Raw genomic sequence first — 14411 nt, 5'->3', positions numbered from 1 at the left:
GCGCTGTGCGCCTATCCGCGCACAGCGGCGATCCAGTTCTCCGATACTCAGGGCGTCGCGACGTAGCCGTCGCGGCGCGGGTCGGCGGCGCCGGTGAAGACGCCGGTAGCGGGATCCACCGCTACCGCCTGCATGCCGCCGCAGCGCATCGTCCAGCCGACATCGAAGGCGCGTGCCTCATGTCCGCGCCTGACCAGCTCGGCGATCGTCTCGGGCGCGATCCGGTTCTCGATCTCGACAAGGCGGCCGTCCCAGAGGCGGGCGCGCGGCGCCTCGATCGCCTCCTGAAGCGGCAGGCCGAAGACGAGATACTGGACCATGGCCTGCGCCTGCGTCTGCATGATGCCGTAGCTGCCGGGCGTGCCGAGCGCGAGCACCGGCTTGCCGTCGCGGGTCGACAGCGTCGGCGACATGCACATCGGCAATTCGTCGCCGGGCTTGGAGCGGTTCGGGCTGCCTGGCTGCACATCGGCCCAATACAGGAAGTTGTTGAAGCAGAGCCCCGTGCCGGGCACGACCACGCCGCTGCCGAAGGGGCTGCCGAGGCTCTGCGTGATGCAGATCAGGTTGCCCTCGCTGTCGGCCACCGAGAGCGAGGTCGTGTGCGCCGGATCTTCCTTGTCCTGGGGCACCCATTGCTCGGTGGGGCCGGTCACCGGCTTGCCGTCGGTGAGGCGCTGGCGCAGGCGCGCGACCGAGGCCTCCGACATGATCTCGGCGAGCTTCTCCGGCGAGGGGTTGTTATGGGCGATGCGCTCGCCGGCGGCGAGGCGGATCGCGCGATAGACGAGGTCGAGATGATCCGCCCCGTCCCTTGGCTTCGACGCGAGATCGACCCCATCGAGCAGGCGCAAGGTCAGCAGGAACTGGAAGCCCTCGCAGGGCGGTGGCGGCACATGCACCGAAAGCCCCTTGAAGTCCGCCGCCATCGGCTCGCGCCAGACCGTCTTCACCGCCGCGAGATCGGCCATGGTCAGAGAGCCGCCGAGTGCCTGCAGATGCGCGATGACTTTCTCGCCGAGCGCGCCGCGATAGAAATGCTCCGGTCCGTTCTCGGCGATCTCGGTGAGGGTCTTCGCGAGGTCCGGCTGCACGAGCACCGAGCCGAGATGCATCGCGCCGCTTGGCTGGTAGTTCTTCGACCAGGCCGGGTAGAGCGCGGGAATCGCCTTCAGCAGCGGGTCGTTCTCCTCGAACTCGGCCGCGCCGAACTCGGCCAGCGCGAAACCGTCCCGCGCCAGCGCGATCGCCGGTGCGAAGACTTCGGCGAACGACTTGCGGCCATAGGTCTTCACCAGCTCGCACCAGCCGGCGAGATTGCCGGGCGAGGCGACGGCGAGCGCGCCGCGCTCCAGGTCGGTGCGCTTGCTGAAGCGGTCGGCAGGGAAGCTCGCCGGGATCGGCGGTACGAAATCGAGCACGCGCACGCGCTTCTCGGCCGCGACCCACATCGTCGAGAGGCCCATGCCGGCGAGCCCCGACATGAAGGGCTCGACCACGTTGAGCGCGGCAGCCGTGGCGGCGGCGGCATCGAAGGCGTTGCCGCCTTGCGCCAGCAATTTCGCGCCGGCCTGCGCCGCCAGGGGATGGGCCGCGGCGACCATGCCGTGGCGGGAGGTCATGGTGGGGCGGCGGCCGTGCATGTTCGCGTCTCCTCGTCGTCTTCTGATGACGATCAGAGCACGAATCCGGCGCTAGAACAGGCTGCCTTGCCCGTCATCCGCGGGAGGCCGGGTCGCTTTGCGCGCATGGCGCTTCGGCTCCTCGGGCGCTTCCTGCTGTGGAAGCTCGGCCAGCGGCAGCTGGATTTCGGCCGTGTCGTTCGCGACCTTGTTGACGGCATTGCCGATGGCGACAGCCTCCAGCAGGTCGTCGGGTGGGGGCCTGAGCAGGCGCCCGGTCTGTTCCGGCGTGGCCTGCGGGTCGAGCCAGGCCTGATAGTCGCGCGGGTCGAGGATGATCGGGCTGCGGTGATGGATCGGCGCCATCGTGCCATTGGCCGGCCCCGTCATCATCGCGACCGTGTCGATCTCGGATCCGTCGGGGGAATGCCAGGTCTCCCAGAGCCCGGCGAAGGCGAAGGGGCCGCGATCGTGCTTGCGGAACAGGAAGGCCTCGTTGCGGGCTTGTCTGCCGGTGCCGCTGCGCCGCCATTCGTAGAAGCCGTCGGCCGGCACCAGGCAGCGCCGCCGCGTCAGCGCGTTGCGGAAGGAAGGCTTTTCGGCGGCGCTCTCGATCCGGATATTGATGACGAGCGGGAAATCCTTGGGGTCCTTGACCCAGCCGGGAATGAAGCCCCAGCGCATCAGCATGAATTGCCGCGCGCCGTCATACAGCCTGACGATCGGCACCGGCTGCGTCGGCGCGATATTGTAGCGGGGCGGGAAATTCGGCTGCTCGCGATAGCCGAAAGTCTCGCGCATCGCCTCGGGTGGCAGGGTGATCGCATAGCGTCCGCACATGCCCGCTGTTTACGTCGAGACGAGCGCTCGGAATCAACACTTTATTTGCGGTTGCACCAACATAGTCGCGCCGATTTGGGGTAGCGGATGAGCGTCATCGCGACGGACATGCTGGCGGGAACGGCGGCCGAACGGCTCGACGCCGGTGTCCACCCGCGTCTGTCGACCGATTTTCTCAACCGCTACAGCGAAGCCCTGATGCTGATCGAGATGGTCGCGATGGATGAGACGATCCTCGCCGATCTCCTGGCCTGGCAGGTTGTCAGCTATCGCGAGCATTTCGCCGCCTCGGCCCTGCGCTGCGCCGCCTCGGCGCTTGCCGCCTATGACGACCTGAATCCGAACAGGGCCAGGGCCTTCGACGAGGCCTGCCATGCGATGACGCGGCTGGTGCGCACGGTGACCGCTCTTCTCGCGGAAACGCCGCCTTCGCCGGAGCTGCCGGAGATCGTCGAGGTCGCCAGCGAAGCGCTGCGCCGGCAGATCGCGCGCGCGACCCAGTTCATCAACGCGAACGGCACGATCGATATCGGGAAGTTCGAGGACACGGCCCTGCAGGCGCAGATCGACGCCTTGCTTGCGCGCTGATCAGACGTGTTGTTCCCGCATCGGATAATCCCGAAAAGTGCATACCACTTTTCGGTCCGAAGCTAGCGCCGCGCACCCACGAGAAACTCGCGATTGCCGTCTCCGCCTTCGATCGGGGAGGGTATCGGGCCTTCGACCGCGAAGCCGAGCGCTTCTAGCGTCGCAACGATCTCGTCGCAGACCTGCAGCTGGATCGCCTCGTCGCGCACGATGCCCTTCTTGAGCGCGGCGCGCCCGGCTTCGAATTGCGGCTTGATCAGCGCCGCGATGCCGGCGCCTGGCGCGAGCAGGGCAGCGACGGCCGGCAGCACCAGCTTCAGCGAGATGAAGCTGACGTCGATCGCGGCGAGGCTCGGCCGCTCCGGCAGGGCTTCGCCATCCAGCGTGCGGATATCCTGTCCCTCGAAGCTGGTGACGCGTGGGTCGGCGCGCAGCGAGTGATGCAGCTGGTCCCGCCCGACATCGACCGCGACGACATGGCGGGCACCACGCTGCAAGAGCAGGTCGGTGAAGCCGCCGGTCGAGGAGCCGACATCGAGGCAGGTCAGCCCCTGCGGATCGAAGCCGAAGGCATCGAGCGCGCCCGCCAGTTTCAGCCCGCCGCGCGAGACGTAAGGATGTGGCGCCCGCGCGGTCAGCTCCGCATCATCGGCCACCATCTCGGAGGCCTTGCGCACGGCCGAGCCATTGACTGTAACGAGCCCCGCCGCGATTGCGGCTTGCGCCCGTGCCCGGCTCTCGAAGAAGCCGCGCTCGACGAGCAGCTGATCGGCCCGGCTCTTCATGGCAGGGCGATCAGGCGAGCTTCACCGCGCTGGGCTGGCCCAGCGCGCTCTCGACGGTCTTCACGATGCCCGCGGCGTCGAGCCCGGCCGCGGCGTACATCGCCTCCGGCTTGTCATGGTCCTGGAATACGTCCGGCAGCGTCAGGCTCCTGACCTTCAGGCCGGCATCGAGCGCGCCGTTCTGCGCCAGCAGATGCAGGACATGGCTGCCGAAGCCGCCGACCGAGCCTTCCTCGACGGTGACGAGAACCTCGTGCTCGCGGGCGAGCCTCAGGATCAGGGCCTCGTCGAGCGGCTTGGCGAAGCGCGCATCGGCGACCGTCGTCGACAGGCCGCGCTGCGCCAGCAAATCGGCGGCCTTGAGGCATTCGGCCAAGCGCGTCCCCAGCGAGAGCAGGGCGATCCGCGTGCCCTCGCGGACGACGCGGCCCTCGCCGATTTCGAGGGGGACACCAACGTCGGGGATCTCGACGCCGACGCCTTCGCCGCGCGGATAGCGGAAGGCGATCGGCCCCTCGTCATAGGCCGCAGCGGTCGCGACCATATGGGTGAGCTCGGCCTCGTCGGCCGCCGCCATCACCACCATGTCCGGCAGGCAGGCGAGATAGGCGATGTCGAAGGAGCCGGCATGGGTCGCGCCATCCGCGCCGACGAGCCCGGCCCGATCGAGCGCGAAGCGCACCGGCAGCTTCTGGATCGCCACGTCATGCACGATCTGGTCGTAGGCGCGCTGCATGAAGGTCGAGTAGATCGCCACGAACGGCTTGTAGCCCTCGGTGGCGAGGCCCGCCGCGAAGGTGACGGCATGCTGTTCGGCGATGCCGACATCGAAGGTGCGGCCCGGGAATTCCTTGCCGAAGGCGTCGAGCCCGGTGCCGGAGGGCATCGCGGCGGTGACGGCGACGACCTTGTCGTCCTCGCGCGCCTGCTTGATCAGGGCCTGGGCGAAGACATTGGTGTAGCTCGGCGCATTGGCCGGCGCCTTCGCCTGCTGGCCAGTGACGGGGTCGAACTTGACCACGCCATGGTACTTGTCGGCGCTGGCCTCGGCCGGGGCATAGCCCTTGCCCTTCTGCGTCACGACATGGACCAGGATCGGCCCGTTCCCGGCATCGCGGACATTGCGCAGCACTGGCAGCAGATGGTCGAGATTATGCCCGTCGATCGGCCCGACATAGTAGAAGCCGAGCTCCTCGAACATCGTCCCGCCGGTCCAGAAGCCGCGGGCATATTCCTCGGTGCGCTTGGCCTTGTCGTGGAAGAAGCGCGGCAGCTTCTCGGCGAGCTGCTTGGCGACCTCGCGGATCGAGCGATAGGTCCGCCCCGAGACTAGCCGCGCCAGATAGGCCGACATGGCGCCGACAGGCGGGGCGATCGACATGTCGTTGTCGTTGAGGATGACGATGAGGCGAGAGCCGAGCGCCCCGGCATTGTTCATGGCTTCATAGGCCATGCCGGCTGACATCGCGCCGTCGCCGATCACCGCGACGACATTGTTGCGCCCGCCGGCGAGATCGCGGCCGACCGCCATGCCGAGCCCGGCCGAGATCGAGGTCGAGGAATGCGCGGCGCCGAACGGGTCGTAATCGCTCTCGGCGCGCTTGGTGAAGCCGGAGAGGCCGCCCGGCTGGCGCAGCGTACGGATGCGCTCGCGCCGGCCGGTCAGGATCTTGTGCGGATAGGCCTGGTGGCCGACATCCCAGATCAGGCGGTCGCGCGGGGTGTCGAAGACATGATGCAGCGCGACGGTGAGCTCGACCACGCCTAAGCCCGCGCCGAGATGCCCGCCCGTGACGGAGACGGCGTCGATCGTCTCAAACCGAAGCTCGTCGGCGACCTGGCGCAGCTTCGCGTCGTCGAGGGCCCGCAGGTCGGCGGTGTCGTGGATCGTGTCGAGGAGCGGCGTGGCGGGACGGGGCACGAGGCTGTCTGATCCTTCGCTGGGGTGCCCTCGAAATAGAGCCTGCGCGGCGCGCATGCAAACCGTGCTTGCGTTTTCGACCAAGTCGACGGCGCGCGCCTCGCCTTGCCACGAAACGGGTGGTTCCCGCGCCGGCAACGCATTTCAGTGCGTACACGACCGCTTCCGGGGATATCAGACCATGCAACCGACCGATGCCACGCCCTTGCCTACGGCATTCCGCCGCATCGGCTGGTCCAATCTCTTCGCCCAGTTCTCGGAGCAGATCGCGCTGGCGGCTGCGCCTCTGGCGGCCGTGCTGCTGCTGGCGGCCGGCCCGGCCGAGACCGGCTGGCTCCAGACGGCGCAGACCTTGCCTTTCCTCCTGTTGTCGATTCCCGCTGGCCTGATGGTCGATCGCGCCTCGCGGCGCCGGTTGATGGTCGGCACGGAGGTACTGCGCGCGGTGTCCCTGCTGGCGATCCCGCTCTTGCTCGCCGCAGGCAGCCTCAACCTGAGCTGGCTTGCTCTGATCGGCGCGCTCGGGGCCATCGGTACGGTCTGCTACAGCGTGGCCGCGCCGGCCTTCGTTCCCTCCGTCGTGCCGCGCGAGCGGTTGGCGGACGCCAATCGCTGGCTGGAGCTGGCACGCAGCGCCGCCTATGCCGGCGGCCCGGCGCTCGGCGGGGCGCTCGTCGGCTGGATCGGCGTCTCCACGGCCTATGGGCTGGCGGCCGGGCTCTCCATCCTCGCGGCGCTGCTGCTGGCCGGCTTGCCGAAAGACGAGGCGCCGTCAGGCCCGCGCCGCGACCTGCTGCACGATCTCAAGGAGGGCGCGCGCTTCGTCGCCGGCCACGACCTGCTCCGGCCGATCCTGATGACCGCCGTGTTCTTCAACGTGTCGTGGTTCATCTTCCAGGCGGTCTATGTCGCCTATGCCGTCCAGAATCTGGGGCTGAGCGCGACGCAGGTCGGCATCTCGCTCGGCATCTACGGCGCGGGCATGATCGTCGGCGCCATCCTCGCGCCGGCCATTGCCAGGCAGGTCACGTTCGGGACGCTGATCCTGCTCGGGCCCTTCGCCGGGCTCTGCGCAGCCGGCGTGATGTTCGCGACGCTCTGGCTGCCCTCGGTCTATCTGGTCGCCGCGAGCTTCTTCCTGTTCGGCGTCGGGCCGATCATCTGGACGATCTCGACCATGACACTGCGACAGGCGGTGACGCCGAACGCCATGCTCGGCCGTGTCTCCGCGCTCATCATGACGGCGACCTTCGGCGCGCGGCCGATCGGCGCCGCGATCGGTGCTTCCGTCGCGGCGCATCTCGGCATCGCCGCCTGCCTTGCGCTGGCGACGGCGGGCTTCCTGATCCAGCTGCTCCTGATCGGCTTCTCGCGGGTGCCGCAGCTGCGGGACATCTCCGAGGCCGCCTGAGGCGGCCTCAGCCCTCCGGGAGCGGGATGAACTCGCTCTCGTCGCCGGGCACGGTGTCGAAGCGGCCGGTCTTCCATTCGTGCTTGGCCTGCTCGATCCGCTCCTTCGAGGAGGAGACGAAGTTCCACCAGATGTTGCGCGGGCCGTCCATCGGCTCGCCGCCGACGATCATCACCCGGGCCTGGTCGATGGCGAGGATCGAGATGCGGTCGCCCGGCTTGAAGACGAGGAGCTGGCCGGCGCCGAACTCGTCGCCGGCGATATCGACCTTGCCGGAAACGATATAGATCGCGCGCTCGTCATAGTCGGGGTCGAGCGGCAGGATCGCGCCGGGCGAGAGCACGGCCTCGGCATAGAGCGCATCCCATGGGAACTTCACCGGCGAGGTCTGGCCATAGGCCGAGCCCATGATCAGGCTGATGCGCTTGCCGCCCTCGACGATGCGGGGCAGCTCCTGCGCGCCATGATGCTTGAACTCCGGCGCGATCTCCTCATGCGTCTTGGGCAGCGCGAGCCAGGCCTGGATGCCGTAGAGCTTCGGGCCGGTGGCGCGGGCTTCCATGCCGGTGCGCTCGGAATGGACGATGCCGCGCCCGGCCGTCATCAGGTTCACCGCGCCCGGCTTGATCGCAAGCGCCGTGCCCAGCGAGTCGCGATGCATGATCTCGCCGTCGAAGAGATAGGTCACGGTCGAGAGCCCGATATGCGGGTGAGGGCGCACGTCGAGCCCTTCACCGAGATGGAACTCGGCCGGGCCCATCTGGTCGAAGAAGATGAAGGGGCCGACCATGCGCTGACCGATCGCCGGCAGCGCCCGGCGGACCTGAAAGCCGCCGAGGTCATGGGAGCGGGGCACGATCACCTTCTCGATCGCCTCGCAGGAACGGGCATCGCCCAGGATCGGATCGTCGGCGGGGAGTTGCGACATGAGGGCCTCCTTGGTCGAGGCCGAATCTCGCTCCGGAGAGGCGCGCAGGCAAGCGCCCGGCCGCAACCGGCCGCTGGCAGAAATGCAATGCCGCGGCACTTGGCGTGCCGCGGCATTGCGTGGTGATCTCACTATTGAGCTTTTTGGCGCTCTGCCGGCTCAGTTCTCGACGTCGAGCGGGGCAGCGCCCGTCGGCTTGCCGTCGGCACCGAGCGTGATGCGCTCGATCCGGGCCTCCGCCTGCTTCAGCAGTGCGTCGCAGCGCGCCTTCAGCGCTTCGCCGCGCGTGTAGATCGCGATCGATTCCTCGAGCGGCACGTCGCCGCGCTCCAGCCGCGCGACGATGGCTTCGAGTTCCTTCATCGCCGCCTCGAAGGGCAGGGTGGCGACATCGGCGTTGGTCTTCTCTTCGCTCACGGCCTGATTCCTCTTTGCGGGTGAGCTTATCGGCTGGAGCGCGTCCGGCTGCAACCCGCTTCGCGGTGCTGCTGACTCAAACCGGCAGGGCGGAGGTCTTCTTGATCGTGCGCAAGGTCAGTGTCGATTGCACGCGGGTGACGCCCGGCAATTGCGTGATGATATCGGTATGGATGCGCTCGAAATCGGCGCTGTCGCGATAGATCACGCGCATCAGATAGTCATGCGCGCCGGCCAGCAGATGGCATTCGAGAATCTCCGGCAGGCTCTGCACCGCCTGCTCGAAGCTCTCCAGCGAGGCGCGGCCCTGCTGGTCGAGCGTGACGAAGACGAAGGCCGTGCCGGGAAAGCCCGCGATCTTGTCGTCGAGCATCATCGCATAGCCGCGGATCAGGCCGCTTTCTTCAAGTTGGCGCACGCGTCGCAGACAGGCGGAGGGCGAGAGGTGCACCTTCTCGGCGAGGTCCGAATTGGTGATGCGCCCATCCTGCTGGAGAATCCGCAGGATGGAGCGGTCGCGTGAATCGAGCTCGATCGTCATGGTCACGGGCAAGAGCCTCTAACAGAATCCGGAGGGGTCTCGACGCCGGCAATTCGTCCGCTCCGCCAGGAGCGGGGTGAAGCCGATACCCTTGGTATCGGCAAGCGCCGCGACGCCGCGGGCGGTCGAATTCCCGGCGCCGCAGGTGGGCTTTGGAGGGCCGCCTGCGGCGTCGGACCGACTTGCCGATATCGAAAGATATCGGCTGCGCGCTCCTCCTGGCATGCGGCTCCTCCAAAGCCCATCGAGACCCCTCCGGATTCTGTTAGAGGCTCTTCGGCCTCCCGCGCGATGCATCGTCGCAAAATTCACGCGACGCAAGCAATCTTCTGCAGCGATTGGGCGAAAGTGCCGTAGCATTGGCAGCGCTGTAGGAGAATGCGCGCAGGAAGCTGCGTGGTCGAAGGCGGGGATTCAGCCAAGCGGCATGGCGAAGGGCGTGCCTTCGAAAGCGTCGGCGCCGCGCCCGATTCGCTCGATCGCGCGGGTCATCCGGCCGCGCCGTCCGAGCGCCGCATCGGCCAGCGCGACCAGCCGGGCATTCGGTGTCGCGGAAGGGGCGACGGCGCGCAGCGCGTCTGCCACCTCGTCTTCATCGCGCTCGGGGCCAAGTGCACAGGCGGCGATATAGGCGGCGGCCGTCGAGCGGCTGATCCCGGCCCAGCAATGGATCACCATCGGCTCCGCGCGGTCCCAATCGCGAATGAAAGTCAGCAGGCGCGCCATATGCTCCTGCCCGGCGAGGACATGGTCGTCCAAAGCCTGATTGATATCGGACATGCCCAGGAAGAGATGCCGTTCGGGAGCGATCCCTGCCGGCCGCGCGACGGTCGTGCCGACATTGATCAGCGTCACGAGATGCCGGGCGCGGACGGCTGCGACCGTCTCGTCGAGCCGCGACAGCGGGGAAACGTGCAGAGTGGCCAAGGACGGGCTCCGGTGGGATGGCAGACGATAGCATGATCGACAGTGCCGGCATCTCCATGACATGGAGGCGCAGCTCCGATCGATCCAGCGCCGAAAAGCTCCCCATGAATCTCTGGTTCCGCCTGATCTGGCTCCTGCTGACGACGCGCTTCCGCCCGCGGCTCGACCTGCCGGCAGATGCGTCCGTCCTGCCCTTCCGGGTCTGGTTCCACGATCTCGACACCAGCCTGCACATGAACAATGGCCGCTACTGGACGTTGATGGATCTCGGCCGGCTCGACCTGATGCTGCGCAGCGGCCTGTGGCGCGCGGTGCTGCGGCATCGCTGGCTGCCCGTGGTCAATGCCGGCACGATCCGCTTCCGCCGCGAGATGCGTCTGTTCCGCCCGTTCCGGGTCGAGACGACGATCCTGTGCTGGAGCGAGAGCTGGCTGGTGATGCAGCATCGCATGCTGATGCAGGGGCGCGACGGCACCGAGATCGTCGCGGCGGTCGCACTGGTCCGGGCGGCGCTCTACGACAAGAAGGCGCGCGCCTATGTCCCGGTCGCGCGCTTGCTCGGCGAGATCGGCGTCACCGCGGAGAGCCCGGAACCGAGCCCGGAAGTCGCGGCCTTCCTTGCCTCCGAGGACGCCATGCGCAGCGCCGCCTCGACTGCGGCCTGAAAATACGCATGAACCTCTACCGTCATCCCGGATGGAGCGAAGCGGAACTCCGGGATCCATCGTAAGGCTCAGCGCTCTACGATGGATCCCGGGGCAAGCCCGGGATGACGGTCGTAGTTCCGAGCGTGAAAAGCGCCTGAGGCGTTATTCCGCCGCCAGTCGCGTCGCCCGCCATTGCGCCAGAAGCGCGCGCAAGGCGGCGGGCTTCAGCGGCTTGTTGAGCAGGTGGACGTCGAGCGCGTTCGCCGCTTCGCGGACATGCGGCGTCCGGTCGGCGGTGAGCAGGATCGCCGGCATCGGCGTGCGGGCGCGGGCCCGGAGGGCGCTGATCGCCGTCAGGCCGTTGCCGTGGTCGAGATGGTAGTCGGCGATCAGCACATCGGCCTCGCCCTTGCTGCCGACATGGGGCAGCGCCTCTTCGAGGCTGGCGGCGATGGTGACGCGGCAGCCCCAGCCTTCGAGCAGGCGCTTCATGCCGTCGAGGATGGCGGGCTCGTTGTCGACGACGAGAAGCCGCATGCCTGCGAGCTGTCCCGCTGGGGCATTGCGCGGCGCGGCCGCCGTCGTCATCGCCGGCAAGGGCGCGGCACGTGGCACCGAGATCGAGAAGCGCGTGCCGCGTCCAGGTGCCGAATCGAGCGTCAGCCCATGGTCGAGCGCGCGCGCGATACGCTGCACGATCGAGAGGCCGAGCCCGAGGCCCCGCGCCACCTTCGCGCCCTGGTCGAGCCGCTGGAACTCGCGGAACACGGTCTTCTGCTTGCTCTGGGGGATGCCCAGCCCCGTATCGATCACCTCGACCGCGACCTGACTGCCCCGGCGGCGGCAGCCGATCAGCACCTTGCCGCTCGGTGTGTACTTGATCGCGTTGGAGATCAGGTTCTGCAGCAGGCGGCGCAGCAGGCGCCGGTCCGAACGGAGCGTCAGGCTTGTCGGCATGAAGATCAGCTTCAGGCCCTTCTCCTGGGCGCTCGGCTCGAATTCGCGCTGGAGCTGACGCATCAGCTCGTCCAGCCGGAAGGAGGAGAGCTCCGGCTTGAGCGCGCCGCCATCGAGCCGCGATATCTCCAGCAGCGCCGTCAGGATCTCCTCGACGGCATCAAGCGAGGCGTCGATATTCTCCGCCAGCTCCGGCTGGCCACTGCCACGGTCGCGCTCGACCAGTGAGGTCGCATAGAGGCGCGCGGCGTTGAGTGGCTGCAGGATGTCGTGGCTGGCGGCGGCGAGGAAGCGCGTCTTGGAGGCATTGGCGGCCTCGGCCTCGGCCTTGGCACGTTGCAGCTCGGCATTCACGTGCAGCAGTTCCTCGGTCCGCTCGGCGACGCGGCGTTCGAGGCCCTTGTTGGCGCGCTCGAGCTCCTCCTCGCCGGCGACGGTCTCGGTGATGTCGGTATAGGTCGTGACGAAGCCACCATCCGGCAGCGCGTTGGTGCGGACCTCGATCACTTTCTTCGACGGGTAGAGCTTGAGGCGCACCGGCTCGCGGTCATTGATGAAGCTTTCGAGCCGCGCCGCCATCAATTCGTCGCGCGCGCCGGTGCCATAGGCACCGCGGGCCGCGTTGAAGCGGACGATCTCGTCAAGCCCCGTGCCGAAGCGCACCAGCGAGGCCGGCAGATCGTAAAGCTGGATGAAGGCCTGGTTCCAGGCGAGCAGGCGCAGGTCCCGGTCGAGCACGGTGATGCCCTGGCCGGCATGGTCGAGCCCGTGCTGGAGGATGTCGCGGTTGTACTGGAGCGCCGCCGAGGCATCGTCGAGCAGCTTGAAGGCGGCCTCGGTCGAGAGGTTTCGCCGTTTCAGTAGCAGCGACAGCACGAGGCGGGACGAGGCGGCGCCGATCGCGGAGGAGAGCAGGTGCTCGCCGAAGCGCAGCAGGTGGATATCGGCCTGCCGGCCGGGTTCGGACGCTTCGCCGCGGCCGCTGTTGAACCCCTCGAAGGCGCGCTGCGTGCGCTCCGCTCCGAGATAGCGCGCGATCGTCGATTGCAGCTCGCCCTCGGTGATGGTGGTGCGCCAGAGCGAGAAGGACTGCGCCATCGTCGTCGGCTGCGACTCGACGAAGGCATTGGCCTGCAGCCGTTCCATCGCATTGGCGGGCCGCAGCAGCGAGAAGCCGACATAGGCGAGGATGTTGAAGCCGAGACTCCAGAACACGCCATGCGGCAGCGCCGGCCATTCCAGCCCGAACAGCGCCTCCGGCCGGAAGATGCCGGCGCCGAACGGACCATGGGCGACGATCTCGCTCCACCAGCCGCCGGGCAGGGCGAGGCTCGGCATCAGCAGCGTGTAGGCCCAGACCAGCGTGCCGACCGTGAGCCCGGCGGCCGCGCCCAGCGCCGTCCCGCGCCGCCAGAACAGCCCGCCGAAGAAGGCCGGTGCGATCTGCGCCGTCGCCGCGAAGGAGAGCAGGCCGATCGAGACCAGCGCGGCCTCGCCGGAGGCGCGGTAATAGAGATAGCCGAGCAGGATCACGACGAAGATGCTGACGCGCCGGATCACCACCACCTGCGAGCCGAGATCGCCGCCGAGATTGCTGTTGCCCTCGCCGCGCCGGCCGAACAGCCTGACGGCGCGGCCGGGGTCGCTCAGGCCCCGCCGGCCGCGCAGCAGCAGCGGCATCACGAGATGGTTGGAGATCATGATCGCGAGCGCGACGGAAGCCACGATCACCATCGCGGTCGCGGCCGAGAGCCCGCCGACGAAGACGAGCAGCGCGATCACTCCGGCTTCGCGCTGCAGGGGCAGAAGCAGCACGGTCATGTCGCGGTCGACGCCGCTGCCGGGGATCAGGAGCTCGCCGGCCGCCGCCAGCGGCAGCACGAACAGGTTGATCAGCACGAGATAGAGCGGGAACATCCAGGCCGCGCGGCGCACGTCGCGCACGTCGCGGTTCTCGACGATCGTCATGTGGAACTGCCGGGCCAGCAGCAGCGCCGCGCAGCTCGACAGGAAGGTCAGCGTCAGGAAGTTCGGCCAGCTCGAGGTACGCTCCCAGATCGGGAGGGCGCCGTTGGCCGGATGGGCCGCCTGCGCCAGCAGGTCGCCGGCACCGCCGAACAGCCCGTAGACGATGAAGAAGCCGAGCACGAGGAAGGCGACGAGCTTGATCAGGGACTCGACCGCGATCGCCAGCACGAGCCCGTCCTGGTGCTCGGTGGCGTCGATATGGCGGGTGCCGAAGGCGCAGGCGAAGCCGGCGAGCACCACCGCGACGAGGAAGGGCAGGTCGCTGAGCACCGGCACGTCCGGGGTCGGCGGATGGCCGCCGGTCGCCGCGAGGAAGACCGAAAGCGAGTTGGCCACGGCCTTGAGCTGCAGCGAGATATAGGGCAGGGCGCCGATCACCGCGACGAGGCAGACCAGCGCGGCGACGCGTTCGCTCTTGCCGTAGCGCGCGCCGACGAAATCGGCGATCGAGGTGATGTTCTGCGACTTGGCGATGGTGACGATGCGGCCGACGAAGCGATGGCCCAGCCCGATCACGAGGATCGGCCCGACATAGATGCCGAGGAAGTCGAAGCCCGCGCGATTGGCGAAGCCGACCGAGCCGTAGAAGGTCCAGGAGGTGCAGTAGACGCCGAGCGCCAGCGCATAGATCGTCGTCCGCGCCCTTCCGGTCATCAGCTTGCGCCCGGAGGTATCGGCCATATGCGCGACGGCGAAGAGCCCGCACAGATAGGCCAGCGCGACCAGCACCACCGACCAGGCGGGGATCATGCCGCCCTCGCGGGTGCCGTATGCGAACGAGGCCGGGATGCAGGCGCCA

The 14411-nt window shown here is 68.2% G+C and carries 12 protein-coding genes; 3 read left to right on the top strand and 9 right to left on the bottom strand.

All coding sequences use genetic code 11. The features are described 5' to 3' along the window. Nucleotides 1–47: 47 nt before the first annotated feature. Together WFK61_RS00760 and WFK61_RS00755 are read right to left on the bottom strand one after the other, a co-directional pair. Nucleotides 48–1643: a gamma-glutamyltransferase family protein gene (locus tag WFK61_RS00760; protein WP_336809633.1), complete on the bottom strand. Its 1596-nt coding sequence runs from the start codon at nt 1641–1643 to the stop codon at nt 48–50. Between the two features lie 51 nt (nt 1644–1694). Then, nucleotides 1695–2462 (bottom strand): SOS response-associated peptidase, encoded by a 768-nt coding sequence (locus WFK61_RS00755; RefSeq protein WP_336809632.1) that lies wholly within the window; start codon nt 2460–2462, stop codon nt 1695–1697. Between the two features lie 87 nt (nt 2463–2549). On the opposite strand from WFK61_RS00755, the gene WFK61_RS00750 reads away from it, so the two are divergent. Next, nucleotides 2550–3050, top strand: coding sequence for a hypothetical protein (locus tag WFK61_RS00750; RefSeq protein ID WP_336809631.1), 501 nt, complete (start codon nt 2550–2552; stop codon nt 3048–3050). A gap of 62 nt (nt 3051–3112) precedes the next feature. On the opposite strand, the gene WFK61_RS00745 is transcribed toward WFK61_RS00750, so the two are convergent. After that, nucleotides 3113–3835 (bottom strand): TlyA family RNA methyltransferase, encoded by a 723-nt coding sequence (locus WFK61_RS00745; protein WP_336809630.1) that lies wholly within the window; start codon nt 3833–3835, stop codon nt 3113–3115. A gap of 10 nt (nt 3836–3845) precedes the next feature. Then, nucleotides 3846–5756 (bottom strand): 1-deoxy-D-xylulose-5-phosphate synthase, encoded by a 1911-nt coding sequence (gene dxs, locus WFK61_RS00740; RefSeq protein ID WP_336809629.1) that lies wholly within the window; start codon nt 5754–5756, stop codon nt 3846–3848. A 181-nt stretch (nt 5757–5937) separates the two neighbouring features. Between dxs and WFK61_RS00735 the strand changes: the two genes are divergently transcribed. Beyond that, entirely contained in the window at nt 5938–7167 is a 1230-nt protein-coding gene (locus WFK61_RS00735) for an MFS transporter (RefSeq protein WP_336809628.1), read from the top strand. A gap of 7 nt (nt 7168–7174) precedes the next feature. Here WFK61_RS00735 and WFK61_RS00730 read toward each other — a convergent pair whose 3' ends face one another. From WFK61_RS00730 to WFK61_RS00715, 4 genes are all read right to left on the bottom strand, one after another. Beyond that, nucleotides 7175–8095: a pirin family protein gene (locus WFK61_RS00730; RefSeq protein ID WP_310089561.1), complete on the bottom strand. Its 921-nt coding sequence runs from the start codon at nt 8093–8095 to the stop codon at nt 7175–7177. 159 nt (nt 8096–8254) lie between these two features. Further along, nucleotides 8255–8512: an exodeoxyribonuclease VII small subunit gene (locus WFK61_RS00725; protein WP_257732584.1), complete on the bottom strand. Its 258-nt coding sequence runs from the start codon at nt 8510–8512 to the stop codon at nt 8255–8257. Nucleotides 8513–8588: 76 nt separating this feature from the next. Continuing rightward, nucleotides 8589–9053 (bottom strand): Lrp/AsnC family transcriptional regulator, encoded by a 465-nt coding sequence (locus tag WFK61_RS00720; protein ID WP_173049670.1) that lies wholly within the window; start codon nt 9051–9053, stop codon nt 8589–8591. 414 nt (nt 9054–9467) lie between these two features. After that, nucleotides 9468–9980, bottom strand: coding sequence for a tyrosine phosphatase family protein (locus WFK61_RS00715; RefSeq protein ID WP_336809627.1), 513 nt, complete (start codon nt 9978–9980; stop codon nt 9468–9470). Between the two features lie 104 nt (nt 9981–10084). On the opposite strand from WFK61_RS00715, the gene WFK61_RS00710 reads away from it, so the two are divergent. Further along, nucleotides 10085–10645 (top strand): thioesterase family protein, encoded by a 561-nt coding sequence (locus WFK61_RS00710; protein ID WP_336809626.1) that lies wholly within the window; start codon nt 10085–10087, stop codon nt 10643–10645. A 144-nt stretch (nt 10646–10789) separates the two neighbouring features. On the opposite strand, the gene WFK61_RS00705 is transcribed toward WFK61_RS00710, so the two are convergent. Then, entirely contained in the window at nt 10790–14362 is a 3573-nt protein-coding gene (locus tag WFK61_RS00705; protein ID WP_336809625.1) for a PAS domain-containing hybrid sensor histidine kinase/response regulator, read from the bottom strand. Between the last annotated feature and the right edge of the window lie 49 nt (nt 14363–14411).

It is taken from the genome of Allobosea sp. MMO-172 (assembly GCF_037147855.1).
Lineage (GTDB): Bacteria > Pseudomonadota > Alphaproteobacteria > Rhizobiales > Beijerinckiaceae > Allobosea.
This window is presented reverse-complemented; position numbering and strand designations above follow the sequence as displayed.